Origin of the sequence: Geodermatophilus obscurus DSM 43160 (genome assembly GCF_000025345.1) — a bacterium.
GTDB classification, from domain to species: Bacteria; Actinomycetota; Actinomycetes; order Mycobacteriales; family Geodermatophilaceae; genus Geodermatophilus; species Geodermatophilus obscurus.
Genome location: NC_013757.1, coordinates 2,869,913 through 2,896,072 on the forward strand (window position 1 = coordinate 2,869,913; position 26,160 = coordinate 2,896,072).

Sequence of the window (26,160 nt, forward strand, 5' to 3'; positions counted from 1 at the left end):
CCGGGCGACGGTCACCGGACCATCGGAGCAGCCGAGCCGGTCGGCGCACCGCGCGGCATGGGATGCCCGCGGCCGGCGGGTGCACACCGTGCTCGTTCTGGACTTCCGGCCGATGTTCTGGTCCTCGTGGCAAGAAGCCGACCGCGCGCACCGTGGACAGGCTCCAGGCTTGCCGGCCCGCCGCCCCGCAGCCCGGCTCCGGGACGGTCATGGTCCGGCCCCCGGACGCGTGTGCGGGGCCGCCCTCGCGCGGCGAGCCGGACGGCTGGGACCCCGCAGACAGGCGAGGATGACCCGGTGACCGCATGGCGACGGTGGGTCAGGGGCCACGCCGCCGCGCTGCTGCTCCTGGTGCAGGGACGGGGCCGCTCGGCCGCCTTCCGCGCGGCCCGCATGACGGGGGCGACCGTCGCCGCCTTCCTCGTGGCCCAGGCGGTGGGGCTGCACACCCCGCCGCCCCTGATCGCCGCGCTCACCGCCCTGCTGGTGGTGCAGGCGACCCTCAGCAGCACCCTCCTCAACGGCCTCCAGCGGGTGCTGAGCGTCGTGTCCGGAGTGGCCCTGGCGGTGCTGTTCGCCGCCGTCGTCGGGCTCACCTGGTGGAGCCTCGGGGCGCTGGTCGCCGCGTCGATCCTGGCCGGTCAGCTGCTCCGGCTGGGGCCGCACCTGGTGGAGGTCCCGATCAGCGCCATGCTCGTGCTGGGCGCGTCGGGCGCGGAGGACGTCGGCGCCGGCCGCGTCGTCGAGACGCTCATCGGGGCGGCCGTCGGCGTGCTGGTCAACGTGGTCTTCCCGCCGGCGGTGCAGACCCGGTACGCGACGCAGGCGCTGGAGCGGTTCGCCGACGAGATCGCCTGCCTCCTGCACGACGCGGCGTCGGCCCTGCGCGCCGGTCGCGTGACCCCCGAGCAGTCGACGCGCTGGCTGGAGGACGCCCGTCGGCTCAACCGGCACGCGCCGCGGGTCGACCGCGCGCTGGCCCACGCCGAGGAGAGCCGCCGGCTCAACGTCCGGGCGCTGCGGGTCCCGCCGGTCGGCGGGGGGACGCGGGCGGGCCTGGACGCCCTGGAGCACGCCTCGGTGTCGCTGCGCACCCTGTTCCGGGCCATCGACGACGCCACCCGGGAGCAGACCGGCGTCCGGGAGGACGCCGGGTACGCCGACATCGTCCGGCGCACCGTCGCGAGCCTCCTCGAACGCATGGGCACCGTGGTCCGCGAGTTCGGTCGGGTGATCATCGCCGAGGCCCGGGACGCCGAGGGCGTCGAGTGGAACCGGCTGGCCGGGGCGCTCGAGGCGCTCCGCAGTGGCCGGACGCTGATGCAGGACCTGCTGATCGGCGACCCGCGCAGCCACTCCGGCCTCTGGGAGGTCAACTCGACCCTGCTGGCGACCATCGACCGGATGCTGGACGAGTTCGGCGCGGTCGACGGTGCGCCGGCGCAGCGACCTGCCCCCGGCTCCTCCCGGGCCCGGCGGGCCGCCGTGACGGCGGGACAGCGGTTGCGCATCACCCGCCAGGCGCCGACCGCACACGGCAACGGGCCCCTCTCCGGGCGCCCGCCCGGGGAGGACGCCTGACGTCGGCCGTGCGGACATGTGTTCCCCCCGGGGACGGAACGGCGGTGACGGAGGAGGGCGGCCCCGTCCAGAGACTCGCCGCGAGCCCGCGAGCGGTGCGGAGGACGGGGTCCTTCCTCAGAGGTCGCCCTCGAGGAACTGGGCGCGCCCCAGGCCGAAGGACCAGTCCTCACGGGTGTTCGAGGCGACGGAGACGACGAGGTCGCTGGGCGACAGGCCGGCGGCCTCCTCGAGCCGCTGCGCCAGGCCGGCGTAGAGGGCCCGCTTCTGTTCCTCCGAGCGCCCCTGCTGGAAGACCTGCAGGACCACGAGGTCGTCGGTGCGCTCGATGCCCAGCCCCGTGTCCTCGCAGATGATCTGACCGGGACGGTGCTCGGTGATCACCTGGTACCGGTCCCGCGGCGGCGCGGCGAAGACGTCGAGCACGACCTCCTGGACGGCGTCTGCCAGGCGGCGCAGCTCCTCGGGGGTACGCCGTCCCTCGATGACGTCGATGCGGACGAGCGGCATGGCGGACCCCTCCAGTGGCGACACGGCACCGACGTGGCGTCGGCCACATCACTATGTCAGGACATTAAGACGTAGTGAAGGGGTGACGGGGATCTCGCGGGCCCACCGAGAGCCGGTCGCCGGGGACCGACGACCGGTGGACACGCGGCCGGACCCCCGCGCCTCGCCCACGCGGACGGGGGCCTGCTCCTCTCGATCAGGTCGTGGCGACCACCGAGACCGCGGTCCCCGCGGCGTGGTCGTCGCGGGGTGCGGTGCCCACGTGGCGATCAGGAGTAGGCGGCGCGGAAGCTCTCGAGGGCCTGCACCGGGTCGCCGGAGGCCCAGCCCTCCAACGCGACGACGCCGGGGTAACCGAGCCGGTCGAGGGTGGCGGCGATCGCCGGGTGGGAGATCTCCCCCGTGCCCGGCTCGCACCGGCCCGGGACGTCGGCGACCTGGATCTCCCCCACCAGCGGCAGCGCCCGCTCCACGAGCTGGACGAGGTTCCCCTCACCGATCTGCGCGTGGTAGAGGTCGAGGTTGAGCCGCAGGTGCGGGTTGCCGACCGCCTCCACCAGCGCGATCGTGTCGGCGGCACGGGCGAACGGCGTGCCCGGGTGGTCGACGGCGGTGTTGAGGTTCTCCAGGGTGAAGACCCGCCCGGCCCGCTCGCCCAGCGCGGCCAGCCGCTCCAGCGTGCGCGCGGCGGTCAGCCACATCGCCGGGGTCACGACCTCGGTGGGCACCACCGGCAGCCCCCGGCCGTCCAGCCCGGTCCCGTGCACGTTCAGCCGCGGGCAGTCCAGCCGCTCGGCGACGGCCAGGGACTGCTCGGCGGTGCGCAGCAGCTCCTCGGCGCCGGCGGGGTCCGCCAGGGTGCCGGTCACGTACCCGGTCATGGAGGAGAAGGTCGCGCCGGTCCTCGTCAGCTCGTCGACGTCCTTGGTCGTCCAGTCCCAGATCTCCACCTCGAACCCGAGGCCGTCGATGCGCCGCACGCGCTCGGCGAACGGCAGGTCGAGGAAGAGCATCTCGGCCGAGGCGGCCAGCCGGTACGACGTCACTTCTCGACCCGGGCGGGACGGCCGGTGCGCACCGACTCCGCCGCCGCGAGCGCGATCGCCAGCGCCGCGCGGGCGTCCTCTCCGGTCACGGGGGCGGGCTGCCCGGCGCGGACGGCGTCGACGAACGCGGCCAGCTCGGCGGTGTACGCGTCGGGGAAGAGCTCCTGGTCGCCCCGGACGGTCTCGACGAGCCGGCCGGCCGGCCCGGAGAAGGCCATCCCGCTGCGCCGGCCGTCGCCCATCGTCGCCATGCCGCCGGAGCCGAGCACCTCCCCGCGGACGTCGTAGCCGTAGGCGGCCTCGAAGCACGCCTCGGCCACCGCCATGGCCCCGTTGTCGAACCGCACGGTGACGACCGCCGTGTCGAGCAGCCCGCGGTCCCGCCACGCCGGCTCCACGAGCGCGTCCGCGGCGGCGGAGACCTCCACGGCCTCGGCGCCGGGGTTCAGGAAGCGCAGCGTGTCGAAGTCGTGGATCAGCGTCTCGAGGAAGATCGTGTCCGGCAGGACCCGGGCGGGGTCGAAACCCCCGGGGTCGCGGGTGAGCGACCGCAGCAGGCGCGGGGTCCCCAGGGTGCCGGCGTCCAGCAGCGCCCGGGCCGCGCGCCAGTCGGCGGCGAACCGCCGGTTGAACCCGACCTGCAGGACCACACCCGCACTGCGGGCGGCGTCGATGGCGCGGTCGGCGTCCGGCAGCGTGACGGCCATCGGCTTCTCGCATAACGCGTGCCGACCCGCCGCCGCGGCGGCCACCACCAGGTCGGCGTGCGACCGGGCCGGCGCGGCGATGACGACCGCGTCGACGTCGGGGTCGGCCCACAGCTGCGCCACGTCGGTGTACGCCCGGCCGGCACCGAGCGCGCTGGTCAGCCGCTCGGCGGCACCCGGTGCGGGGTCGGCCACGGCGGCCAGTCGCGCGTGCGGGAGCCGCAGGGCGAGCGTCTCCGCGTGGAAGGCCCCCATCCGGCCCGACCCGATCAGGGCCACGCCCACGGTCTCGCTCGCCATGTCGACTCCTCGTCTAGAACGTTCTAGGGCACAGTCAGCGTGACGGCCGACCCCTCCCTCGTCAAGTGCATCCGGCTAGAACGTTCTAGGACATCGGGCTACGCTCGCCCGGTGCCCCCGACGAGCCCCGACAGGCGGCCGACCCTGGCCGACGTCGCGGCCCGCGCCGGGGTCTCCACGGCGCTCGTCTCGATCGTCATGCGGGACGCCCCCGGCGCCAGCGCCGCGACCCGCGAGCGGGTGCGCCGCGCCGCCGACGAGCTCGGCTACCGCCCCGACACCCGCGCCCGCCTGCTGCGCAGCTCCCGCAGCCGGCTGCTCGGCGTCGTCTTCGGGGTCCAGCACGCCTTCCACGGCGACCTGCTGGCCGGGCTCTACGACACCGCCGAGAAGGCCGGGTACGAGCTGGCACTGAGCGCCGTCACACCGGGACGCAGCGAGCAGCGAGCGGTCGACAGCCTGCTGCGGGACCGCTGCGAGGCACTGGTGCTGCTCGGGCCCTCGTCGCCCACCGCGCACCTGACCGACCTCGCCACCCGCCTCCCCGTGGTGGTCGTCGCCCGCTCCGTGCGGTCCGCCGCGGTCGACGTCGTCCGGACCGCCGACGACGAGGGCATGCACCTGGCGGTGGACCACCTGGTGGCGCTCGGGCACCGCGACGTCGTACACGTCGACGGCGGCCGGGCGCCCGGGGCGGCCGAGCGACGGCGGGGCTACCGGGGGGCGGTGCGCAGGCACGGGCTCGAGCCGCGGGTCGTGCCCGGTGGGCCCACCGAGGAGGAGGGCGCCGCCGCGGCGCGCGCCCTCCTGGCCGGCCCCCTGCCCGGTGCGGTCACGGTCTTCAACGACCGGTGTGCCGTGGGCCTGCTGGACGTGCTGCGGCGTGCGGGCCGCTCGGTGCCCGGTGAGGTGAGCGTGGCCGGCTACGACGACAGCCGTCTCGCGCGGCTCTCCTCGGTCGACCTCACGTCCGTCGCCCAGGACGTCGAGCGGCTGACCACGCTGGCCGTCCGGCGCGCCCTCGACCGGCTGGACGGGGTCCCCGTCCAGCAGCGCGAGCTCGTGGTCCCGCCCCGGCTCGTCGTCCGGAGCACCACCGCCCCGCCTCCGTGACGGTCTGGAACGGCCCCGGGTCAGGGCCCCGTCCCGAGCTTGCGAGGGATGGAGGACGCGGGGTCCTTCCTCAGAGGTCGAGGACCAGCCGGTCGCCCCGGGCGCGGGAGACGCAGATCATCATGCAGTCGTCCGCCTTCCGCTCCTCGTCGCTGAGGACGGAGTCGCGGTGGTCGGGGACGCCGTCGAGGACGGCGGTCTCACAGGTGCCGCAGGTGCCCTCGGCGCACGAGGAGAGGACGCCGACCCCCGCCTCCTCGACGACCGACAAGATCGACCGGTCCGGCGGCACGGTCAGGGTGAGCCCGCTCTGCTCCAGCACGACCTCGAACGCCTCGGCCCGCGCCGGCTCGCCCTGGGGCCGGGGCGCGAACCGCTCGACGTGCAGCGCCCCCCGCGGCCAGCCGGTGCAGCGCTGCTCGACCGCCGCCAGCAGCGGCTCGGGGCCGCAGCAGTAGACGAGCGTGTCCGGCTCGGGCGTCCCCAGCAGGCCGTCGAGGTCGAGCAGCCCGGTCTCGTCCTGCGGGCGGACCGACACCCGGTCGCCGTACGGCGCGAGCTCGTCGAGGAAGGCCATGGACGCCCGCTGCCGGCCGCCGTACACCAGTCGCCAGTCGGCGCCCGCGGCCTCCGCCGCCCGGATCATCGGCAGGACCGGTGTGATGCCGATGCCACCGGCGATGAACAGGTACCGCGGCGAGCCGACCAGCGGGAAGTTGTTCCGCGGGCCGCGCACCCGCACCGGATCGCCGACGGCCAGCCGGTCGTGCACGAACCGCGAGCTGCCGCGGCCGTCCGCGTCGCGCAGGATGCCCAGGCGGTACTCCGAGTGGTCGGCGGCACCACCGCACAGCGAGTACTGCCGGGTGGGCACCCCGTCGAGGACGAGGTCGACGTGCGCGCCCGGCTCCCAGGCGGGCAGCGGACGGCCGCCCGCCTCGCGCAGGGTCAGGGCGACGACGCCGTCGGCCACCTCCTCCTTGGCGGCCACCCGCGCCTCGGCCTCGAACTCGGCGGTGGCGAGGGTGACGGTCGTCGTCCGGTGGTGGACGGCCTCGACGTGCGGCCGGCGGGCCGGCGCGCCGAACGTGACCGGGAGGTTCTTCCAGACGTACATGTTGGGCGAGCTCGGGTAGAAGGTGGGCGGGCCGGCGAGGTCGTAGTCGCCGAGCACCGGCAGCGCCTCCTCCAGGGCGATCCGCGCCTCGAGGCGGGCCAGCGGGGCGCCGAGGCACCCGTGCACGCCCTCGCCGAAGCCGAGGTGGCGGCCCCGGGGCCTGGTGATGTCGAAGGTGTCCGGGTCGGGGAACTGGCGCTCGTCGCGGTTGGCCGCGCCGGGGATGAGGACGACGCGGCTCCCGGCGGGCATCGTCACCCCGTGCAGGGTGACCTCGCGCGAGGTCGTGCGGGCGGTGAGCTGCAGCGGCGTGATGAGGCGCATGGCCTCCTCCACCGCGGCCGGGATCAGCGACGGGTCGGCCTGCAGCAGCGCCCGCTGATCGGGGTTCTCGGCGAGCAGCTCGAACAGCGTGCCGGTCAGCCCGGCGGTGGACTCCACCCCGCCGAGGAAGAGGATCATCATCAGGCCGCTGACCTCGGACTCCGTCGTGACCCGCTCGCCCACGAACGGCACCCCGTCGATGTCGGCGTTCACGAACTCCGTGACGAGGTCGTCCCGCCCGCAGCGGCGGCGCTCGTCGAGCAGGTCGATGAAGAACTGCTGGACGCCGGCCGTCGCGGCCCGCGCCACCTCGGTCAGGTGGGGGGTGCCGGGCACCCGGTCCTTGAGCTCGTGGGTCCAGTGCTCCAGCTGGTCGCGCCGCGCCCGCTCCAGGGGGTCCTGGTCGTGCCGGCTCGGCAGGCCCATCAGGTGGAAGAAGACGTCGAAGGGCATGGGCCAGGCCAGCTCCTGGGCGATGTCCACCCTCCCCCGGCCGCCCGCGCCCCGGTCGCGCCACGAGCCGACGAGGTCGCGGACCACCGCGCGGACGCCGTCCTCGAGCCCGGCGATCCGGCGCGGCAGGAAGTACGGCTGCACCACCGAGCGCACCTGGTCGTGCCGCGGGTTGTCCATGCTGCCGATGGACCCCGGCGGGACCTGCTCCAGCCGGCTGTCGTCGATGTCCATGCCCTCGAAGCTGCGGAAGGTGTCCGCGTCGAGCGCCGCTGCCCGCACGTCGTCGAAGCGGGTCAGGGCGTACCAGCCCCAGCGCTCGCTCCAGTAGACGGGCGCCTCGTCCCGCATCCGCCGGTACGTCCCGAACGGGTCGGACGTGTAGAAGTCCGGCGCGAACGGGTTGTAGTCGATCTCGGTGGCCGGAGCGGTGGCGGTCTGGGCCATGGGGGTCTCCACGGTCGGGGACTTGAAGCGCTTGAAGACTCGCCGGTCACCCACGCCACTGTCAACGGCTTGTCAGGACGGAGCCCGCGGCCTCGCCGAGTCAGTCCTCCCCGGGCGGCGGAGCCGTCGTCCCCCGCACCACCAGCCGCGGGGGGACGACGACCTCGCGGTGCCCGGTGCGGCCGCCGTCGAGCCGCTCGACCACCGCGGCGACGGCGTGCCGCATCTGCTCCCGGGACTCCTGGCTGACGGTGGTCAGGTCGACGTGCGCGAGCCGCGAGAGCGGGCTGTCGTCGTAGCCCACCACCGACACCTGGCCCGGGACGTCCACGCCGCTGCGCAGCAGCGCGTCGAGCAGGCCGACGGCGGAGGCGTCGTTGTACGTCACGACCGCGGTCGGGGGCGTCTCGGACCCGAACAGCGTCCGCGCCGCCCGCGCTCCGGACGCCTCGCCGGAGTTCCCCGCCACGACCTGCACGTGCGATCCGAGCCGGTGCCGGCGCATGGCCCGCTGGTAGCCGCGCCGCCGGCCGCCGGCGATGACCCCGGGCCCGCCGTCGACGTGGGCGATGCGGCGGTGCCCGAGGCCGACGAGGTGGTCGACGGCCTGGGCGACCCCCTCCTCGTCGGCGACCCGGACGACGTCGACACCGGCCGAGGGCACCGCGCGGCCGACGGCCACCACGGGCAGCTGCCGGTCCAGCGCGCCCAGCCGTGAGGAGGGGGCCTCCGGGCCGAGCAGGACCAGCGCCTCGCAGCGCGAGTCGAGCAGCGTCTCGATCGCCCGCCCCTCGTCGCGGGTGCGGGTCACCGTGCTGAGCACCAGGTCGTACCCGTGCTCCTCGGCCGCCTCGTGGACGTCCTCGACGAGCTGGGCGTGGAAGGTGCTGCGGACGTCCATCAGGACGCCGATGAGCCTGCTGCGCCGGCGGGCCAGCAGGCTCGCCGCGCGGTCGGCCCGGTAGCCCAGCCGGGTGGCGGCGTCGAGCACGCGCTGGCGGGTGGCGCTGCTGGGGCCCGCGACGCCGCGCAGCACGAGCGAGGCCGTCGCCGGCGAGACCCGCGCCTCGGCGGCGACGTCCTGCAGCCGGGGACGACGCAGCGACTCCTCCGCGCTCACGGCGACCACCTCCTCCCTTGACACGACCGCGGCACCCTGCTGTGATCGCGCCATCATTAAAGCGCTTTAAGCACCCACGGGCCCGGTGCCCCCTGCGGGAGCGTGCCACGTCGGCGAGACCGCCGTCCGCACCGCAGGGGCCGGCGTCCGCCCGATGAGAGGAGAGCAGCCATGTCCCAGCGCCCACTGTCGGTGGCGGTGATCGGGGCCGGGATGGCCGGCCGCAGCCACGCCGCGGGCTACCGCCAGGTGAACACCGTCTTCGGGGAGGGGCTCCCGCCGGTCCGGCTGGCCGCGATCGCCGACGTCAACGAGCAGCTCGCCCGCGACGCGGCCCGCCGCTACGGCTTCGAGAGGGCGGTGTCCGGCTGGGAGGAGGTCGTCGAGGACCCCTCGATCGACGCGATCAGCATCGTCGTCGGCAACTCCCTGCACCGGCCGATCGCCGAGGCGGCCATCGCCGCCGGCAAGCACGTGCTCTGCGAGAAGCCGCTGGCCGGCTCGCTGGAGGACGCCCGCGCGATGGTCGCCGCCGAGCAGTCCGCGGACGTCGTCACCGCGGTCGGCTACACCTACCGCCGGTCCCCGGCGATCGCCGCGATCCGCGATCACGTGCAGAACCGCGAGCTGGGTGAGCTGACCTTGTTCGACGGCCGCTACTGGTGCGACTACGCCTGCGACCCCCGCGGCCCGCTGACCTGGCGGTACAGGGGCGGCCCCGGCAGCGGTGCCCTCGGCGACATCGGCGCCCATGTCATCGACGTCGGCCAGTTCCTCTGCGGACCGGTCGTAGCGGTGTCCGGGGCGGTGCTGTCCACCCAGATCCCCAAGCGGCCACTCCCCCTCGGCCCCACGGTGGGCCACGACGCCGCCCCGGTGAGCGAGGAGATGGGCGAGGTCGAGAACGAGGACACCGCCGTGTTCTCGGCCCGCTTCGAGTCCGGCCTGTCCGCGTCCTTCTCGGTGTCACGCACCGCCTTCGGCATGCCCAACGGGCTGGCCTTCGACGTCTACGGCCTGGACGGACGGGCCTCCTTCGACTGGCACCGGCCCTCGGAGTACCTCTTCGACGACCGCCAGCCCGAGGCCCGCACCCGCGGCGTGCGGCAGGTCATCGTCGGCCCGCAGATGCCCTACTTCGCCGGCGGCTACCCGATGGAGGCCCCGGGCGTGGGCGGCGGCAACGCCGAGATGTTCGTCTACCAGTGCCGGGCCTTCCTCGACCAGATCGCCGGCACCCCCGACCCGCTGCCGCGCAACGCCAGCTTCGCCGACGGGCTGCACACGATGCAGATCGTCCAGGCCGTCGTGCAGTCCGCGCAGTCCGGCGGTGCTGCGGTCCCCGTCCCCACCCACTGACCCGCCGACCGGAAGGCCGATCCCCGATGTCACTGAAGCTCGGTGCCTACACCGCCTGCCTGCACGACCGTCCGCTGGAGGAGGCCCTCGACGTGCTGCAGGCCGACGGCCTGACCTCCGTCGAGGTGAACACCGGCGGCTTCATCCCCTCACCGCACTGCCACGTCGACCTGCTGCTCTCCTCCGAGCAGGCCCGGCGCGACTACTTGGAGACCTTCTCCTCCCGCGGGATGGAGCTGACCGGGCTCAACTGCAACGGCAACCCGCTGAACCCGCTGCCCGGCGTCGGCCCGAAGCACGCCGACGACCTGCGCCGCACCATCGAGCTGGCCGGCCTGCTCGGGGTGAGGCACGTGGTGACGATGTCGGGCACGCCCGGGTCGGACCCCGACGCCAGGTACCCCTCCTGGGTGGTCAACCCGTGGGACGGCGTCTACATGGACGTCCTGGACTACCAGTGGGGCGTCGCGGCCGAGTTCTGGACGGAGATCGACGCCCTCGCCCGCGCCTCCGACGTCCGGGTGGCCATCGAGATGCACCCGCACAACCTGGTGTTCTCGCCGGTGACCCTGCGCAGGCTGGTCGACACCATCGGCGCCACGAACACCGGCGCCGAGATGGACCCCTCGCACCTGATGTGGCAGGGCATGGACGTCGTGGCCTGCATCCGCGACCTCGGCCCGCTGGTGTTCCACGCCGCGGCCAAGGACGCGATGATCACCCCCGGGGTCGACATCCGCGGGGTGCTCGACACCTCGTTCGAGCGCGTCCCGGCCGACGCCCCGGGCAAGGTGCCCACCGGCTACGGCTTCTGGTGCAACGCCTGGCCGGAGAACCCCGGCTGGCGGTTCGTGGCCGTGGGCGTCGGCCACGACGTCGACTGGTGGGCGGAGTTCCTGCGCGCCCTCGCCGACGTCGACCCCGACATGGCGGTCAACATCGAGCACGAGGACGCCGCCTACGACCGTCTCGAGGGCCTGGCGCTCGCCGCCGAGAACCTGCGCGCCGCGGCCGAGAAGCTGTAGGGCCGGGTCAGGCCCCGGCCCGGTGCGGCTCGTGCCGCAGCCGCGGCCGGGGCGGCAGCCCGGCGAGCCGGTAGCACCGGTCGATCAGCGTCATGGTCGCGACCGCGTCGTCCGCGCCGGTGGGGACCGGGGACCCGTGCCGCAGTGCCTCGACCAATGCCTCCAGCTGGTAGGTGTACGACGTCCGGGTGCCCAGGTGCTCGGTGCGCTCCCCGGCCGGTGTGCGCACCAGGAGGCGGTCGTCCCGGTTCGGCTCGACGAACGCCGGCGCCGTCACCTCCCCGCGGGTGCCGACGACCCGCAGCGAGAAGTCCCGGTCCGGGTGCACCATGCTGCAGCGCACGGCGGCGGTGGCGCCGGACGGGAAGTGCAGGTCGGCGTCGAGCCACTCGTCCACGCCCGGGGCACCCGCCCGCTCGCCGGCCCGGGCGGCGTCGGGCTCCGGTCCGCCCCCCGTCCACGGCGCCAGGCTGCGCAGCGCGTGCAGGCCGTAGCAGCCGAGGTCCATGAGGGCGCCGCCGCCGAGCTCGAGCGACCAGCGCGGGTCCCCGTCGTCCGGCGGGAGCATGGCGATCGTCGCCTCGACGTGGACGACGTCCCCCAGCTCGCCGGCGTCCACCAGATCGAGGAGCCGGCGCATCACCGGGTGGTAGAGGTGGTGGAACCCCTCCATGACCGTGACGCCCGCAGTCCGCGCCGCGTCCCGGACCTCGGCGGCCTCCTCCGCGTTCGAGGCGAACGGCTTCTCCGACAGCACGTGCTTGCCGGCCGCGACGGCGGCCAGGTTCCACGGACCGTGCAGCGCGTTCGGCAGCGGGTCGTAGACGACCTCGACGTCCGGGTCGGCGAGGACGTCCGCGTAGGTGGGCAGCACGCGCTCGACGCCGTGCGCCCGCGCGAACGCCTCGGCCCGCCCCGGGTCCCGGGCGGCGACCGCCACCAGCCGGCTGCCGGTGTCCCGGGCGGGGACGGCGATGCCCCGCTCGGCGATGCGGGCGGCGCCCAGGACCCCGATCCGCAGGGGCTCGGCGGGGTCCGTCGTCACCGGTACAGCTCGGGGCGCGCGGGGAGCTCGACCGCCACCCGGCCGCCGGAGTGCAGCGACTGGAGCGCCGCGTCGGACACGACCTGTGCGGCGTAGCCGTCCCAGGCGCCGGGGCCCTGCGGCGGACTCCCGGCGACGACGGTGTCGACCCACTCGCGCAGCTCGACGTCGTAGGACAGGGCGAACCGCTCCCGCCAGTCGGCCGGGACCAGACCGGCGACGGCGCCCTCGCGGCGCAGGCGCACCGGGGCGGGGTCGGCCAGCTCGGCGGTGCCGGTCTCCCCCGACACCTCGCAGCGGATCTCGTAGCCGTAGTGGACGTTGACCGACACCTCGACGTCGGCGAGGACGCCGTCGGCGAGCTCGAAGAGCACGAGCAGCGGGTCCTGCAGCTCGCCCCCGCGGCTGCTCCTGCGGGGGGTGAAGACCTGCGCGGCGACGATCTCCTGGCCGAACAGCCAACGCAGCTCGTCGATCTCGTGGATGGCGGTGTCGGCGATCGACATGTCCCGCGTGTAGTGCGCAGGCACGGACGCGTTGCGGTGGGCGCAGTGCGCCAGCAGCGGGGCGCCGATCGCGCCGCCGTCCACGGCCAGCTTGAGCGCCCGGTGCGCGGGGTCGTAGCGCCGGTTGAAGCCCACCTGCACCAGCCGGCGACCCGCAGCGACCTCGGCGTCGACGATCCGCCGGCACGCCTCCTGGGTGGTCGCCAGCGGCTTCTCGCAGAACACCGGCTTGCCGGCGGCGATGCAGGCCAGCACGTACGGCTCGTGCGTCGGCCCCCAGGAGGTGATCACCACCGCGTCGACCGCGTCCGAGACGACCAGCTCCTCGCCGCTGGGCAGGGCCTTCGCGGCGGGCAGCTGCGCGGCCACGGTCGCGGCGCGCTCGGCGTCCGCGTCGGCCACCGCCACCACGCGGCTGCCCCTGGGGCCGCCGTCGAGCCTGCGGATGTGCTCCTGGCCGATCATGCCGACCCCGATGACCCCGATGTCCAGCCCCACGGCGCCCTCCTCGACTCCGTCGCGGCCCGGTCCGCGGTGCCGCACCGGTCCAGGTTCCGGGCCCGGCAACGCGCAGGTCAACGACGGGAAGCCCTCAAGAGCCCCTCAGCACGTCGGCGGGGACGTTGTACGGCGTGACGACCTGGACGCCCGAGTGCCAGGACCGCGGGGTGCCCGGCAGCGCGCCGTGGGCCTGCATGACCACGTGGCAGGCGCGGCGCAGGTCCAGCGCGAGGTCGTGGTGCAGCACCGCGGACAGCCGTCCGGCCCGCAGCAGCGCGAGGTTCTCGGCGTCCAGGTCGTGGGCCACGAACGCCCGGCAGGTCCGCCCGGCGTCGGCGAAGGCAGCGACGGTCGCGTCGTTGCCACCGGCGGCGTACATCGAGTAGACCGCCGCGATGCCCGGGTCGGCGGCCAGCGCGTCCCGGACCAGCCCGCGCAGCACGTCGTCGTCCCCGGTCGCATCCACCAGGTCGACCTGCCGCCGCCCGGGCCGCACCCGCCGCAGGGTGGCGCGGAAGCCCATCTCCCGGTCGTCCTCACCGCGGAAGGAGCCGGTCCCCCGGGTGACCAGCACCGCGCCGCCGTCCTCGCCGAGCCACTGGTCCAGCAGGTACGACGCGGTCGCGCCGGCGGCGCGGTTGTCCAGGCCGACGTAGGCGACGCGGCGGCTGGTCGGCAGGTCGGTGACCAACGTGACGACGGGGATCCCGGCCTCGGCGAGGCGCTCGACCGCCGCGACGACCAGCGGGTGGTCAGGGGCCTTGAGGACGACGCCCTGCGACCCCCGGCTGGCGATCCCCTCGAGCGTGGACACGAGTTCGGGCACCGGCGGCGCCTCGGCGAGGTGGAACCGCGCCCGGAACGTCGCCGGCCGGACCAGCGGCAGCTGCGACTCCAGGGCGGCCCGAACCGCGGCGGAGAAGCGGTCGGGGGCGTCGACGACCAGGTCCAGGAAGAACGTGCGCCCGGTCAGCCGGACCTGCGAGCGCTGCCGGTGCAGGTCGGCGACGGCGCGGTGGACCTCGTCCACCGTGCTCTGCCGCACGCCGCCGCGCTGGTTCAGGACGCGGTCGACGGTCGCCTCCGAGAGGCCTGCCTGGCGGGCGATCACGCGGATCGGGTACGGGTGCGCCACGCGGGCAGTCTGACGGGTCCCTGACGGGTCGCCGAGGTTGCCCGGCAGCGGGGCGCTCACCAGGCTGAGGGGATGACCGCTGTCCCCACCGTGCCCCTGAACAACGGCGTCGCGATCCCGCAGCTCGGCCTCGGCACCGCCCGGCTCCCGGACGAGGAGACCCGGCGGATCGTGCGGGAGGCTCTCGAGGTCGGCTACCGGTTCGTCGACACGGCCGCCAGCTACGAGAACGAGCGCGGGGTCGGGGAGGGCATCGCCGACTCCGGCCTCCCCCGGGAGGAGGTGTTCGTCTCCACCAAGCTGCGCGGCCGGGACCAGGGGTCCGACTCGGCGAAGGAGGCGCTGCGCTCGAGCCTGGACCGGCTCGGGCTCGACTTCGTCGACCTCTACCTCATCCACTGGCCGCTCCCCCGGCTCGACCGCTACGTCGCGTCCTGGCAGGCGATGGAGGAGCTGCTGGCCGAGGGCCTCACGCGGGCGATCGGCGTCTCGAACTTCCTGCCCGAGCACCTGGACCGGCTCGCCGCCGCCTCCTCGACGGTGCCGGCGGTGAACCAGATCGAGTGCCACCCGCGGGAGCCGCAGCTCGAGCAGCGCGCCGACGACGCCCGCCGCGGGATCGTCACCGAGTCGTGGTCGCCGCTGGCCAACGGCGGTGAGCTCCTGCGGCAGCCGGTGCTCGCCGAGGTCGGCGCGCGGCACGGCCGGACTCCCGCGCAGGTGGTCCTGCGCTGGCACGTGCAGCAGGGCCTGGTGACCTTCCCCAAGGCGTCGTCCCGTGGCCGGCTGGTCGAGAACCTCGACGTCTTCGACTTCGCGCTCACCGACCAGGACCTGGCGGGCATCGCCACGCTCGCCGACGGGACGCGGGTCGACGGGCAGTTCCCGGACGTCTGGGAGGAGTTCTGAGGCCCGTCGGCTGACGGGTTCTTGAGGGATCCGCAGCCTTGTGGGCCACGCACCGCCCCGTCAGGCTCGATCCCACTCCACCCGTACCCGGAAGGACGACGTCATGACCGCACCCGCCACCCTTCGGACCGCACCCGGCTGGTTCGCCGCGGAGGACTGCCGCCTGGAGGACTTCCGCGCCGTGGTCGAGACCACCACCGACCTGGCCGAGTACCCCTGCGCCGACGAGGTCCGGGAGAACGTCCTCGTCTACGGCTCCCGCCTGCGCGACTCCGTCGCCACCCCCGCGGGACGCCGGGACGTCCAGGCCGAGCTGGCCCGCGCGCTCGCCGACGGGCCGGGGATCGTCGTCTTCGCCGGCGCCTTCCCCGACACCGGCGTCGTCGACCAGGCCACCGCCGTCTTCCAGGCGATGATCGACGAGCAGAAGGCGGCCGGCGTCGTCGGCGGCGACCACTTCGCCACGCCTGGCGCCAACGACCGGGTGTGGGGTGCCCTGGACAAGTTCGCCGTCCGCGACCCGGAGGCCTTCGCCGCCTACTACGGCAACGACGTCATCGCGCTGGTCTCGGAGGCGTGGCTGGGCCGCGGCTACCAGGTCACCAGCCAGGTGAACGTGGTCAACCCCGGCGGGCAGGCGCAGGTGGCCCACCGCGACTACCACCTGGGCTTCATGTCCGAGGAGCAGGCCCTGGCCTACCCGGTCCACGTGCACCGCCTCTCCCCCGTCATGACCCTGCAGGGAGCGGTCGCCCACTGCGACATGCCGGTGGAGACCGGGCCGACCATGTACCTGCCGCACTCGCAGAAGTACGCGCCCGGGTACGTCGCCTTCCACCGGCCGGAGTTCACCGCGTACTTCGACGAGCACTTCGTCCAGCTGCCGCTGCGCAAGGGCGACGCCGCCTTCTTCAACCCGGCGCTGTTCCACGGCGCGGGCACCAACCGGTCGGCCGGCGTGCGCCGCATGGCCAACCTGCTGCAGGTCTCCTCGGCGTTCGGCCGGGCGATGGAGGCGGTCGACCGGACGGCGATGTCCCGGGCGCTCCACCCGGTCCTGCTCGCGCAGAAGGCCGCCGGCGCAGACGAGCGCACGCTGCGCAACGTCGTCGCCGCCTCGGCCGAGGGCTACGCCTTCCCGACAAACCTCGACCGCGACCAGCCGCTCGGCGGCCTGGCACCGGAGACGCAGGCCGAGCTGGTCTGGCGGGCACTGCAGGAGGACTGGTCACCCGAGGCCCTGGACGCCGAGCTGACCGCCCAGGCCGAGCGGCACACCAGCGCCCCCTGATGCGACCTGGAGCAGCCGATACCGGCCCGGGTGCTGCGGGCGGCTCCCCCCTCACGACGATCATGGAGCAGCGGTGGCGACACGCGGCCGACGCCCGCGTGTCGCCACGCCGGCCTCATGATCGTCACGGGCCGGGCGCGGCGGGACACCGGGACACGGCTCCGCCCGGCCGGGTCCCCAGGGCCCGGCCCGGCGGAGCCGGTGATCAGCGCTTCAGCTCGTGCGAGAGCTCCGCGAGCTCCTGGCCGCCGGCCATCTCGGTGGTGAGCTCCTCGAGCGAGACCTCGGAGCGCTTCTTGTCCAGCACCCGGCGGCCGAGCTTGAGGATGATGAAATGGTCGCCGACCAGGTAGGCGTGGTGCGGGTTGTGGGTGATGAAGACGACCCCGAGTCCGGCGTCGCGGGCGGCGGCGGTGTACTTGAGCACCACGCCGGACTGCTTGACGCCGAGGGCCGCCGTCGGCTCGTCGAGGATGAGCACCCGCGCGCCGAAGTAGACCGCCCGGGCGATGGCGACGCACTGCCGCTGACCACCGGAGAGCGTGCCGATCGGCTGGTTGATGTCCTTGACCGTGATGCCCATCTTCTGCAGCTCGGCGTCGGCGATCTCCCGCATGGCCTTGATGTCCAGCGGCGCCAGCGGGTACTTGCCCTTGCGGAGCTCCGAGCCGAGGAAGAAGTTGCGCCACACCTCCATGAGGCCCACCACCGCCAGGTCCTGGTACACGGTGGCGATCCCGGCGTCCAGCGACTCGCGCGGGGAGGAGAACTTGCGCTCCTGGCCGTCGACCCGCAGCGTGCCCTCGGTGTGCGAGTGCAACCCCGAGATGATTTTGATGAGGGTCGACTTGCCGGCGCCGTTGTCCCCCAGCACGCAGGCCACCTCCCCGGCGTTCACCGTCAGGTTGATGCCCTCGAGCGCGCGGATGGCGCCGTAGGCCTTGCCGACGCCCTCCATCTCGACGAGTGGCGTGCCGGCCCTGAGGTCTGCCGCTGCGTGCTCGGCGATGGTGTCGGTCATGGTCACTTCCTCCGGGCGGCGTAGTTCTTGACGTACAGGTTGACGAGGACGGCGAGGAGGAGCATCACGCCGAGGAAGGTGCGGAACCAGTTCGGGTCCCAGCCGGCGAAGACGATCCCCTGGGTGGTCATCCCGAAGATGAAGGCGCCGAGGGCGGACCCGACCGCCGAGCCGTACCCACCGGTGAGCAACGCACCGCCGACGACCGCGGCGATGATGTAGATGAACTCGTTGCCGACTCCCAGGCCCGACTGCACCGAGCTGAAGTTGAACAACAGGTGCATGCCGAGGAACCAGGCCAGGAAGGCCACGCCCATGAAGAGACCGATCTTGACCCGGGGCACCGGGACGCCGACGGCCCGGGCGCTGGCCTCGTTGCCGCCCGAGGCGAAGATCCAGTTGCCGACCCTGGTGCGCAGCAGCAGCCAGGTGGCGACCGCGACGAACAGGAACCACCAGAGCACGGTGATCTTCAACGTGATGAACCCCAGGTTCACGTCCCCGGCGAAGACCGCCCGAGCGGACGCGAACCCGTCCAGCGAGCTGGCGTTCGGCGTGGCGACCGCGCCGGTGACCAGCTTGGTGACGCCGAGGTTGATGCCCTGCAGGATGAAGAAAGTCGAGAGGGTGATGAGGAAGCTCGGGATCCCGGTGCGCATCACGAGCCAGCCGTTGACGAAGCCGATCGCCAGCGCGATGAGCAGGCTGACCACGACGCCCACCCACATGTTCAAGCTGAACTGGTAGGTCAGCATCGCCGCCGCCAGAGCCGAGGTGGTGACCGCGACGCCGGAAGACAGGTCGAACTCGCCGCCGATCATCAGCAGCGCGACGCCCACCGCCACGATGCCGATGGTGGAGCTGGCGTAGAGCACGGTGGCGAAGGCCGGAAGCGTCCGGAAGGGTTCGGCGACCGCGTAGAAGAAGACGAAGATGGCGATCGCCGCGGCCAGCGCGCCGATCTCGGGTCGGGCCAGCACACGGGACACGAGCGATCGCTGCGTGCGCTGCGGCGGGGCGGCGGCCCGCGGGGCGGACGGCTGTGTCGCCACGGATGAGCTCATGACTGCTCCAGGGAGGCGGGTGGCCCGTGGGGAGCCGGGGTACCCCGGCTCCCCACGGTGCGGGTCAGCGGGTGTTGTTCTCGGCGAACGGCAGGATCACGTCGATGTTGGACTCGTCGACGATCGACGGTCCGGTGAGCACCGGCTGCCCACCGCCGATGTCGTTGCCGTTGATCAGGTTCAGGTACAGCGCCTGCACGGCCATGTACCCCTGCACGTAGGGCTGCTGGTCCACGGAGAAGGAGATGTCTCCGGCCTGGATCGCCTGCGCCACCTCGGGGTTGAGGTCGAAGGTGACGACCTCGGCCTGACTGCCGGTGTCACCCTTGGCCGCCTGGGCGGCCTGGGCCACCTGGGCACCCAGCGTGACGATGTGGGTGACCGAGGGGTCGGTCTGCAGGCTGGAGCCGATCGTCTGCTGGACGGACGGCAGGTCGGTGCCCTGGACGTAGAGGATCTCCGTGTTCGGGAAGCCCTCCGTGACGCCAGCGCAGCGGGTCTCCAGCGCCACCTGGCCCTGCTCCTGGATCACGCAGAGGGCCTTCTGCCCACCGTCGGCCCCGATCCGCTCACCCACGGTGCGGCCGGCGAGCTGCTCGTTGGAACCGAAGTACATCGGGATGCCGTAGTCCACGTAGTCGTTGATCCCCGAGTTGAAGGCGACGACCGGGATCCCACCCTGCACGGCGCTCTGCGCCGCCGGGCCGACCTGGTCGGGGTAGGCCAGGGTGATCGCGATGCCGTCGACGTCGCTGTCGACCTGGTTCTGCACCAGCGTGGCCTGCTCGCCGGCGGCCGGGGCGTTGGAGTAGTTGAGCGTGACGCCGAGACTGTCGGCGGCCGCGTTGGCGCCGGACCGGATCTTGTCCCAGAACGCGTCACCCGGCGCCTCGTGGGTGATCATCGCGATGGTGTAGTCCTGCCCACCTCCACCCCCACCGCCGCCGCCGGACTCGTTCTGTGCGCCGCCCTGACTGCTGCACGCGGACAGCGCCAGGGCGGCCGCACTGACGGTCACCACCGCGTGCAGCGACCTGCGGGTGGTCCTCATGTGGATCTCCTCGTCGCGAGGGCCGCCGTCCTGGCGGCCGGGGATGCCCACGTCCGGACGCCTGGTGCGCTCGTCCGCATGTATGGACATAGTGACATGGCAGAATGTGGCATGGCTCACCAAGAGCGTCAAGGGTCCTGCCTGCCGGAGTCCACGTCCAGCACGGCCTGATCGCCTGCCGCACGCTGCGGTGCTCAGGCCGGCGGGACGTCGACCCGCGCACCCCGGGCCGCCGAGTCGGCGAGGGCGTCGAGGACGACCGCCGCGCGGACGGCGTCGTCCAGGCCCACGCCGACGGGGCGACCCGCCTCGACCGAGGCGAGCAGGTCGCGCAGCTCGACCACCTTGAGGTCGTCGTAACCCATCGCGATCCCGGCACCGGGCTGGAAGGCGGCGTACTCCCCGGCTCCCGGCCCGACCAGCACGGTGGCGACCGGCTGGTCCTGGACGGCCGGTCCGCGGCTGAGCTGGAGCTCGCCCATCCGGCGGAAGTCCCAGGCCAGGCGCCCCGCCGTCCCGTGCACCTCGAAGCCGTAGGCGTTCTGCTCCCCCACGGCCACCCGGCTGGCCTCGAGCACCACCCGGGCTCCGGTCGACAGGCGCAGCAGCGCGGAGACGTGGTCGTCGTTCTCCACCGGCCCCGGCACGCCGCCGGCCGCGACGGCGTGCCCGGACGTCGCGCCGGTCGGGCGCGGTCGTTCGGGGACGAAGACCGCGGTGTCGGCCAGCACGGAGGCGATCTCGCCGTGCAGGACGAAACGGACGAGGTCGACGGCGTGCGAGGCGAGGTCCCCCAGGACGCCGCTGCCGCCCCGCGCCCGCTCGTAGCGCCAGGTCAGGGCGCCCTCGGGGGCGGCGGCGTAGTCACTGAGGAAGGCGAACCGGGCATGCGTGACCCGGCCGATCCCGCCCTCGTCGACCAGCCGGCGGGCCAGGGCGACCGCGGGCGCGTGCCGGTAGTTGAAGCCCACGGTGCCCTGCACGCCGGCCACTGCGACGGCGCCGGCCACCGTACGGGCGTCGTCCGCGGTGAGACCCACGGGCTTCTCGATCCACAGGTGCCGGCCGGCCTCGGCCACGGCCACGCCGATCTCCCGGTGCAGCCAGTTGGGGGCGGTGACCGACACGAGCTCGACCCGCGGGTCGGTGAGCAGCTCGCGCCAGTCCGCCGTCGCGGAGGCGAACCCGAACTGCGCGGCGGCCGCCTCGGCCCGGCCGGGGACGTCGTCGGCGACCGCGACCAGCTCCGGGACCTGACCCAGGTCCGGGAAGTGGTGCCGGAGCCGGGCGTGGGCCTGGGCGTGCACCCGGCCCATCCACCCGAAGCCGATGACCCCCACGCCGATCGACCGCGCTGCCGTCGTCCCCATGAACGTCCCTCTCGTCAGGCCGGCCGAGGGCGCGAGCCTAGGGCCAGGGGGACCGGCCGGGCGGAACGGAAGCCCTGCCACCGCACCGCTCACGGGTTCGGCGCCGGCGTCAGGTCAGGGGTCGCACGGTCAGCAGCTGTCCGGCCCGCCCCACCGGGCCGGTGAGGTCGTGGAGCACGGTCGTGGTGAGGCCGGCACCGTCCGGCCCGAAGACGACGGTGGTGTCCAGGCCCACCCATCGGCCCGCCGGCTGCCGGTGCAGGTGGATGGTCAGGTCCACGTTGGGGAACATCCACTCCATCGGCGACTGACGCACCGCGATGCCGTTCGCGGTGTCGACCAGGCCGACGAAGCGGGCCAGCTCGCCGACCGGCTCGCCCGCGACCAGGGCGACCGGCGTGTCGAGCCACACGGTGGCCCGTCCCGGCTCGGGTGCGCGCAGCGGGCGCACGTCCAGCGAGGCGATGTAGCCGCCGGGCCACACCGCGGACAGGTCGACCGACGCCAGCCCGTCCGGCGGGGGCAGGGGGTCGGGATGGCCGCCGGCCACCACACCGGTGTCGTGCCGCGCCAGCCGCCACGCACGGGCGCGCAGGACCGCGCGCCCACCGGAGACGGCGACGGCCTCGAGCAGCTCGATGGTGCGCCCGGGGCGCACCACCTCCACGTGGACCTCGACCTCGTCGATCGGGACGACCCCGAGGATGTCGAAGGTGGTGCGGGCGGTGACCAGCCGGCCGCCGGTCGCCCGCTCGGCCACGAACCGGTCCACCGCGTGCACGAGCAGCCCGTTGAGCGGGCTGATGTGCTGCTCGGTCACCGACCACGCGCCGCCGGTGTGCTCGGTGGCCCGGTACCGACCGGGAGCGAGGCGCTCGAAGTAGGCCGGCGGCGCTGCGGTCGGGACGGGGCCGGGCATGGTCGCCTTCCGGGAGCAGGGCGGCAGGGCCACGCGCGCGGCGTGTCCCGAGGATGCCAAGCGCAACGCGGGCCCGGCACCGTGCGGCGACTGCCCAGGTGATCTGCGGGAGCGCGCGCAGCAGCCGCCTGCCACAACCGGCTTTTCCGGCTCATCCGTTCGGCATGACGATAGCGCGAGGCACGCCGGTGGCGTACGGCCGCCGTCAAGCGGTGTCCCCGGCGACGAGTCGTGCCACGGTGTCCTGCCACACCCCGACGTCGGGCCAGGAGGACCACCACCATGACCGCACCGGACCGCGAGGAGTCCTTGCGCGCGCTGTACCGGGCTTTCAACGCGCGGGACATCGACACGGTGCTGGCCGCCATGGCCGCGGACGTCGACTGGCCCAACGGCTGGGAGGGTGGCCGGGTCGTCGGGCACGACGCCGTCCGCCGCTACTGGGCACGCCAGTGGGCCGAGATCCGCGCCAGGGGGGAACCGACCGGCATCCGCGAGCGCCCGGACGGCACGGTCGAGGTGGGCGTCCACCAGGTGTTCCGCGACCGGGGCGGCACCCTCCTCGCGGTCGGCGACGTCCGCCACGTCTACAGCTTCGCGGGCGACCTGGTGGCCCGCATGGACGTCGAGCAGTAGCGCGAGGCCGTCCGACACCGTCAGTGAGGTCGCAGCTCACCGACCCCGCGACGGCGTCCTGGTCCCGACACGGCCCGCCTGCGCGTTCCGCTCGACCGCGTCGTGGCGCTGGAGGACGTGGCGTCGGGTTCGAGCACACGGGCTCCGGGCAGCTCCGCGGCAAGGTGGTCGTCTCGCTGGCCGCGCGGCCGTGGGCCCGGGAACGGCGGAGGCGGCTGAGGCGGCGCCCCCTGGTCGGGGACGCCGCCTCCCGTGGTGCCAGTCCTGCCCCGGTCACCCCTGGCGTTCGTCAGCCGGCCGCCATGGCGCGTGGAGCGGCGGAGGCGACCAGCTCCCGCAGCTCCGCCAGGTCGAACGCGCCGCCCATGGCGAGGAACCCGGCGCGGTTGGGGTGCAGGTGGTCGCCGGGGCCGCCTACCGACGTGTTGGTGTCGTAGGCGGGCAGCAGCCGGCTGGGGTCGGCCGGGTCCTCGGTGGCCGCCGCGAAGTCGACCACGGCGTCGAACACCCCGCTGGTGCGGATGAAGTCGTTCACCGCCCGCCGCTGCGCGTCCGTCTCGGGCGTGCCGTAGTTCGCCAGGCCGTCCTCGGCACCGCCCGAGGGCGTGAGCGTGGCCCCGATGATCGGGATCCCGGCGGCGTGCACCCGGTCGGCGATATCCGCCATGCCGGCGATGACCTCCGCCGCGGTCGCGCCGCCGCCACCGAGGTCGTTGATGCCCTCCAGCAGGACGACGGCGCGCAGACCCGGCTGGCCGAGCACGTCCTCGTCGAGCCGGTCGACGGCCGGCGGCCCGTCGCACGGGGTGCAGCCGCCCTCGAGGCGCCCCACCCAGGTGACCATGTTGCCGGCGATGCCCTGGTTGACGACCGAGACGACCTCCTCGTCGTCCTCGGCCAGCAGGCGGCGCTGCAGCACGTCGGGCCAGCGGTCGTTGCCGTTGAGCGTGGAGAAGAACCCGTCGGTGATGGAGTCGCCGAGGGCGACGACCGTCCCGGCGTCCTCCCGCTGGACCTCCAGTCCGGTCAGGTAGAACCAGCTCGTCGTGGAGTGCGGGAACGCCTCGTCGGTGAGGTCGCCGGTGTGGTCGCCGGCTCCCGGGTCGGTGACGTAGGAGGTGGTGAAGGACGCCGCGTGCCAGGTCATCGGCCCGCTGGCCCCGCGGACGTGCAGGCTCACCGCCACGTTCGACCGCTGGGCGTCGGCGTCGCTGAGCTCCATGGGGACGGCGTCGCTGCGCACCTCCTCGCCCGGCTGCAGGGTCACCGACGGTGAGCCGTCGAAGGTGAGCTGCTGCTCGGTGCCCGGGACGACGGTGGCGCCGCTCTGCTGCAGGGCGGCGGTCGCGCGACCGAAGGTCACCGGCTGCGTGCCGAACCGGTTGCTGAGCTCCACCCGCCACTCGTCGCCGCCGATGCCCGGGTGCACGACCATGCGCATGGTCTGGTCCTGCGCCTGCTCGTCGGGGAAGGCGTACTCCAGGAGCGGCTGCTCGACGCCGGGCACCACCTCGCCCAGCGGTCCGGGCTGCCCCACGGCGTAGCCGAGCGGGTAGACGCCCTGCGGCGCGGTGGTCCACGCCGCCACCCACGGCTCGGAGCCGGGGTCCTGGTGGCCGGGGTCGGGGTGCCCGGGGTCGTGCTGCGTGGCCAGCGGTCGCGCCTGCTGCGGGGGAACCGCCAGCGCCGGTACGGCCAGCACCACGCAGCCGGCCGCCGTGAGGACGGCCGTCGTCAGGGATCGCACTCGCATGCTGTTCCTCCTCGAACCAGCGACCCCGTCGGGGTCTGGAGCGTGGCGGGAGGCTAGGGAGGCCACCGGGGATGGTGGCAAGGGCGCTCGTCCGACGATGCGGAACCCCGCTGCTCGCGGTGCGCGTCGCCGCCGGACCGGTCCAGGGCTCAGCCGGCGTCGGCCCAGGAGGCGACGACCGAGACGTCGAGCGGGAAGTCGACGGGGAAGCCGCCGAAGAGCAGCCGCCCGGCCGTGGCGGCGGCGGCGCGCACCTCCTCGGCGACCGCGTCGGCGAGGGGCTCGGGCGTGTGGACGACGACCTCGTCGTGCAGGAAGAAGACCAGGTGCGGCCGCTGCTCCAGCGGGCCGGTGCCGCCCAGGCGCCACAGCCGGTTGCGCAGGTCGGCCAGCCAGCACAGGGCCCACTCCGCGCCGGTGCCCTGGACGACGAAGTTGCGGGTGAACCGACCCCAGGCGCGGCGGGCACGGTCCCGCTCCTCCGGCGACCCGCTGACCTCGGCCGGCTCGCCCAGCGCGACGGCGCGCTCCGCCCAGGCGCCGGTGGGGCGTGGCGAGCCGCGGCCGAGCAGGGTGTGCACCACGTCGCCGCGCTCCCCCGCCCGGGCGGCCTGCTCGACCAACCCGATGGCCCGCGGGTAGCGGCGGGCCAGCCGGGGCATGATGCGGCCGCTCTCGCCCCGGGTGGCGCCGTACATCGCGCCGAGGATCGCGACCTTGGCCTGGGCCCGCGTCTCGACGGTGCCGGCGGCCACCATCCCCTCGTAGAGGTCGGCGGCCCGGGCGGCCTCGGCCATCGCGTCGTCCCCGCTCATGCCGGCGAGCACCCGCGGCTCCAGCTGGGCGACGTCGGCGACGACGAGCCGCCAGCCGTCGTCGGCCACCGCCGCGGGGCGCACCTGCGTCGGGACCGACAGCGCTCCTCCGCCGTTGGACGCCCACCGCCCGGTCACCACGCCGCCGGGGACGAACCACGACCGGAACCGGCCGTCGCGCACCCACGTGTCCAGCCACGCCCAGCCGTTGGCGGTGAGCAGCCGGGCGAGCCTCTTGTACTCCAGCAGCGGGCCGACGACGGGGTGGTCGAGCTGCTCCAGCGTCCACGACCGGGTGTCCTCCACCGGCAGCCCCGCGGCCTGCAGTGCCGCGAGCAGCGCGCCGGGCGAGTCGGGGTTCAGGCCCGGTGCGCGCAGCGCCGCGCGGACCTCCTGGGCCAGCGCCTCCAGGACCGCCGGGCGGGCGCCGGACGCCGGCCGCGGCCCCAGCAGCTCGGTGAGCAGGCGGGCGTGCACGTCGGCCCGCCACGGCAGCCCGGCGTGCGTCATCTCGGCGGCCACCAGCGCCCCGGAGGACTCCGCCGCCAGCAGCAGGGCCAGCCGGTGCGGCTCCGCGGACGCGGCGACGGCGGCCTGCTGGCGTCCGTGCTCGGCGACCGGGTCGAGGGTGTCGGCGGGGTCGTCGAGCGGGAAGAGGGCGGGGTCGGGCGCGGAGACCGGCTGCAGGGCGTCCCAGTCCGCGGTCTCGCCGGCGGCGAGCAGTGCCTGGTCGACGAACGGCGAGCGCCGCAGCACCGCGTGGGTGAGCCTCAGGTCGGTGCAGCGCTCGACGCGGACGCCGGCGTCCAGGAGCCCCGGGTACCAGCGGGTGGTGTCGTCCCACACCCAGCGGACCGGCGTCCGCTCCCGGTCCGCGACGACGGCCGCCAGCTCACCGGCGCGGTGCCGGGTGACCCCGACCGCCGTCCCGTCCTCGGTGAGCTCCCGTGCCTCCACGACGTCCCCGGCCCGGCGCAGGACGACGCGGTTCACCGCCGCAGTGTCGCCGCCGCGGCCGGCAGGTCGTGCGCGCCGCGAGCGG

Annotated in this window: 22 protein-coding genes; 7 read left to right on the forward strand and 15 right to left on the reverse strand. The window is 74.4% G+C overall.

The genetic code is table 11. The features are described 5' to 3' along the window. Nucleotides 1-297: 297 nt before the first annotated feature. Nucleotides 298-1,581, forward strand: coding sequence for an FUSC family protein (locus GOBS_RS13475; RefSeq protein WP_012948819.1), 1,284 nt, complete (start codon nucleotides 298-300; stop codon nucleotides 1,579-1,581). Between the two features lie 117 nt (nucleotides 1,582-1,698). Here the strand turns inward: GOBS_RS13475 and GOBS_RS13480 are convergent, their stop codons facing one another. The 3 genes from GOBS_RS13480 to GOBS_RS13490 form a co-directional block, all read right to left on the reverse strand. Then, nucleotides 1,699-2,091 (reverse strand): tautomerase family protein, encoded by a 393-nt coding sequence (locus tag GOBS_RS13480; protein ID WP_012948820.1) that lies wholly within the window; start codon nucleotides 2,089-2,091, stop codon nucleotides 1,699-1,701. Between the two features lie 269 nt (nucleotides 2,092-2,360). Beyond that, the gene (locus tag GOBS_RS13485) at nucleotides 2,361-3,137 is read right to left on the reverse strand and encodes a TIM barrel protein (protein WP_012948821.1); all 777 of its coding nucleotides are present in this window, start codon (nucleotides 3,135-3,137) and stop codon (nucleotides 2,361-2,363) included. Continuing rightward, nucleotides 3,134-4,144: a Gfo/Idh/MocA family oxidoreductase gene (locus tag GOBS_RS13490; RefSeq protein WP_012948822.1), complete on the reverse strand. Its 1,011-nt coding sequence runs from the start codon at nucleotides 4,142-4,144 to the stop codon at nucleotides 3,134-3,136. The genes GOBS_RS13485 and GOBS_RS13490 overlap by 4 nt, the downstream gene beginning before the upstream one ends. Before the next feature lie 111 nt (nucleotides 4,145-4,255). Here GOBS_RS13490 and GOBS_RS13495 point away from each other — a divergent pair, with 111 nt between their 5' ends. Then, the gene (locus GOBS_RS13495; protein WP_012948823.1) at nucleotides 4,256-5,257 is read left to right on the forward strand and encodes a LacI family DNA-binding transcriptional regulator; all 1,002 of its coding nucleotides are present in this window, start codon (nucleotides 4,256-4,258) and stop codon (nucleotides 5,255-5,257) included. A 70-nt stretch (nucleotides 5,258-5,327) separates the two neighbouring features. On the opposite strand, the gene GOBS_RS26350 is transcribed toward GOBS_RS13495, so the two are convergent. Continuing rightward, nucleotides 5,328-7,598 carry a cytochrome P450 gene (locus GOBS_RS26350; RefSeq protein ID WP_081449010.1) on the reverse strand — a complete coding sequence of 757 codons (2,271 nt, stop codon included), beginning with the start codon at nucleotides 7,596-7,598 and terminating at the stop codon, nucleotides 5,328-5,330. 100 nt (nucleotides 7,599-7,698) lie between these two features. Further along, complete coding sequence (locus GOBS_RS13505; protein WP_012948825.1) at nucleotides 7,699-8,718, reverse strand: LacI family DNA-binding transcriptional regulator; 1,020 nt, start codon at nucleotides 8,716-8,718, stop codon at nucleotides 7,699-7,701. Nucleotides 8,719-8,889: 171 nt separating this feature from the next. Here GOBS_RS13505 and GOBS_RS13510 point away from each other — a divergent pair, with 171 nt between their 5' ends. Together GOBS_RS13510 and GOBS_RS13515 are read left to right on the forward strand one after the other, a co-directional pair. After that, nucleotides 8,890-10,077: a Gfo/Idh/MocA family protein gene (locus GOBS_RS13510; protein ID WP_012948826.1), complete on the forward strand. Its 1,188-nt coding sequence runs from the start codon at nucleotides 8,890-8,892 to the stop codon at nucleotides 10,075-10,077. A gap of 26 nt (nucleotides 10,078-10,103) precedes the next feature. Further along, nucleotides 10,104-11,102, forward strand: a complete 999-nt coding sequence (locus tag GOBS_RS13515) for a sugar phosphate isomerase/epimerase family protein (protein WP_012948827.1) — start codon at nucleotides 10,104-10,106, stop codon at nucleotides 11,100-11,102. 7 nt (nucleotides 11,103-11,109) lie between these two features. On the opposite strand, the gene GOBS_RS13520 is transcribed toward GOBS_RS13515, so the two are convergent. From GOBS_RS13520 to GOBS_RS13530, 3 genes are all read right to left on the reverse strand, one after another. Beyond that, entirely contained in the window at nucleotides 11,110-12,147 is a 1,038-nt protein-coding gene (locus GOBS_RS13520) for a Gfo/Idh/MocA family protein (RefSeq protein ID WP_012948828.1), read from the reverse strand. Beyond that, complete coding sequence (locus GOBS_RS13525; RefSeq protein ID WP_012948829.1) at nucleotides 12,144-13,151, reverse strand: Gfo/Idh/MocA family protein; 1,008 nt, start codon at nucleotides 13,149-13,151, stop codon at nucleotides 12,144-12,146. The genes GOBS_RS13520 and GOBS_RS13525 overlap by 4 nt, the downstream gene beginning before the upstream one ends. A 94-nt stretch (nucleotides 13,152-13,245) precedes the next feature. Beyond that, on the reverse strand, nucleotides 13,246-14,289 hold the full coding sequence (locus tag GOBS_RS13530; RefSeq protein WP_012948830.1) for a LacI family DNA-binding transcriptional regulator: 1,044 nt from the start codon (nucleotides 14,287-14,289) through the stop codon (nucleotides 13,246-13,248). A gap of 72 nt (nucleotides 14,290-14,361) precedes the next feature. Between GOBS_RS13530 and GOBS_RS13535 the strand changes: the two genes are divergently transcribed. Further along, nucleotides 14,362-15,198 carry an aldo/keto reductase gene (locus tag GOBS_RS13535; protein WP_012948831.1) on the forward strand — a complete coding sequence of 279 codons (837 nt, stop codon included), beginning with the start codon at nucleotides 14,362-14,364 and terminating at the stop codon, nucleotides 15,196-15,198. A 103-nt stretch (nucleotides 15,199-15,301) separates the two neighbouring features. Beyond that, nucleotides 15,302-16,489, forward strand: a complete 1,188-nt coding sequence (locus GOBS_RS13540) for a phytanoyl-CoA dioxygenase family protein (protein ID WP_012948832.1) — start codon at nucleotides 15,302-15,304, stop codon at nucleotides 16,487-16,489. A 205-nt stretch (nucleotides 16,490-16,694) separates the two neighbouring features. Here the strand turns inward: GOBS_RS13540 and GOBS_RS13545 are convergent, their stop codons facing one another. The 5 genes from GOBS_RS13545 to GOBS_RS13565 all read right to left on the reverse strand — a co-directional run bounded on the left by GOBS_RS13545 (nucleotide 16,695) and on the right by GOBS_RS13565 (nucleotide 21,914). Further along, complete coding sequence (locus tag GOBS_RS13545; RefSeq protein WP_012948833.1) at nucleotides 16,695-17,510, reverse strand: ATP-binding cassette domain-containing protein; 816 nt, start codon at nucleotides 17,508-17,510, stop codon at nucleotides 16,695-16,697. Between the two features lie 2 nt (nucleotides 17,511-17,512). Then, nucleotides 17,513-18,574: an ABC transporter permease gene (locus tag GOBS_RS13550; RefSeq protein ID WP_012948834.1), complete on the reverse strand. Its 1,062-nt coding sequence runs from the start codon at nucleotides 18,572-18,574 to the stop codon at nucleotides 17,513-17,515. Nucleotides 18,575-18,638: 64 nt separating this feature from the next. Further along, entirely contained in the window at nucleotides 18,639-19,625 is a 987-nt protein-coding gene (locus tag GOBS_RS13555; protein ID WP_041242270.1) for a substrate-binding domain-containing protein, read from the reverse strand. Between the two features lie 194 nt (nucleotides 19,626-19,819). Continuing rightward, the gene (locus GOBS_RS13560) at nucleotides 19,820-20,995 is read right to left on the reverse strand and encodes a Gfo/Idh/MocA family protein (RefSeq protein WP_012948836.1); all 1,176 of its coding nucleotides are present in this window, start codon (nucleotides 20,993-20,995) and stop codon (nucleotides 19,820-19,822) included. A 109-nt stretch (nucleotides 20,996-21,104) separates the two neighbouring features. Then, a complete protein-coding gene (locus GOBS_RS13565) occupies nucleotides 21,105-21,914 on the reverse strand; it encodes an acyl-CoA thioesterase domain-containing protein (protein WP_012948837.1) in 810 nt (269 codons plus the stop codon). A 282-nt stretch (nucleotides 21,915-22,196) separates the two neighbouring features. On the opposite strand from GOBS_RS13565, the gene GOBS_RS13570 reads away from it, so the two are divergent. Then, nucleotides 22,197-22,550, forward strand: a complete 354-nt coding sequence (locus tag GOBS_RS13570) for a nuclear transport factor 2 family protein (protein WP_012948838.1) — start codon at nucleotides 22,197-22,199, stop codon at nucleotides 22,548-22,550. A gap of 289 nt (nucleotides 22,551-22,839) precedes the next feature. Here the strand turns inward: GOBS_RS13570 and GOBS_RS13575 are convergent, their stop codons facing one another. Further along, nucleotides 22,840-24,303: an SGNH/GDSL hydrolase family protein gene (locus GOBS_RS13575; protein WP_012948839.1), complete on the reverse strand. Its 1,464-nt coding sequence runs from the start codon at nucleotides 24,301-24,303 to the stop codon at nucleotides 22,840-22,842. 149 nt (nucleotides 24,304-24,452) lie between these two features. Further along, a complete protein-coding gene (locus GOBS_RS13580; RefSeq protein WP_012948840.1) occupies nucleotides 24,453-26,111 on the reverse strand; it encodes a bifunctional 3'-5' exonuclease/DNA polymerase in 1,659 nt (552 codons plus the stop codon). Nucleotides 26,112-26,160: the final 49 nt, after the last annotated feature.

Coding starts and splice junctions, on each gene's coding strand:
- GOBS_RS13480 (WP_012948820.1), bottom strand. CDS start 2,091: ATGCCGCTCGTCCGCATCGACGTCATCGAGGGACGGCGTACCCCCGAG.
- GOBS_RS13565 (WP_012948837.1), bottom strand. CDS start 21,914: ATGCCCGGCCCCGTCCCGACCGCAGCGCCGCCGGCCTACTTCGAGCGC.
- GOBS_RS13550 (WP_012948834.1), bottom strand. CDS start 18,574: ATGAGCTCATCCGTGGCGACACAGCCGTCCGCCCCGCGGGCCGCCGCC.
- GOBS_RS13540 (WP_012948832.1), top strand. CDS start 15,302: ATGACCGCACCCGCCACCCTTCGGACCGCACCCGGCTGGTTCGCCGCG.
- GOBS_RS13515 (WP_012948827.1), top strand. CDS start 10,104: ATGTCACTGAAGCTCGGTGCCTACACCGCCTGCCTGCACGACCGTCCG.
- GOBS_RS13510 (WP_012948826.1), top strand. CDS start 8,890: ATGTCCCAGCGCCCACTGTCGGTGGCGGTGATCGGGGCCGGGATGGCC.
- GOBS_RS13490 (WP_012948822.1), bottom strand. CDS start 4,144: ATGGCGAGCGAGACCGTGGGCGTGGCCCTGATCGGGTCGGGCCGGATG.
- GOBS_RS13560 (WP_012948836.1), bottom strand. CDS start 20,995: ATGGGGACGACGGCAGCGCGGTCGATCGGCGTGGGGGTCATCGGCTTC.
- GOBS_RS13555 (WP_041242270.1), bottom strand. CDS start 19,625: ATGAGGACCACCCGCAGGTCGCTGCACGCGGTGGTGACCGTCAGTGCG.
- GOBS_RS13575 (WP_012948839.1), bottom strand. CDS start 24,303: ATGCGAGTGCGATCCCTGACGACGGCCGTCCTCACGGCGGCCGGCTGC.
- GOBS_RS13535 (WP_012948831.1), top strand. CDS start 14,362: ATGACCGCTGTCCCCACCGTGCCCCTGAACAACGGCGTCGCGATCCCG.
- GOBS_RS13545 (WP_012948833.1), bottom strand. CDS start 17,510: ATGACCGACACCATCGCCGAGCACGCAGCGGCAGACCTCAGGGCCGGC.
- GOBS_RS26350 (WP_081449010.1), bottom strand. CDS start 7,598: ATGGCCCAGACCGCCACCGCTCCGGCCACCGAGATCGACTACAACCCG.
- GOBS_RS13570 (WP_012948838.1), top strand. CDS start 22,197: ATGACCGCACCGGACCGCGAGGAGTCCTTGCGCGCGCTGTACCGGGCT.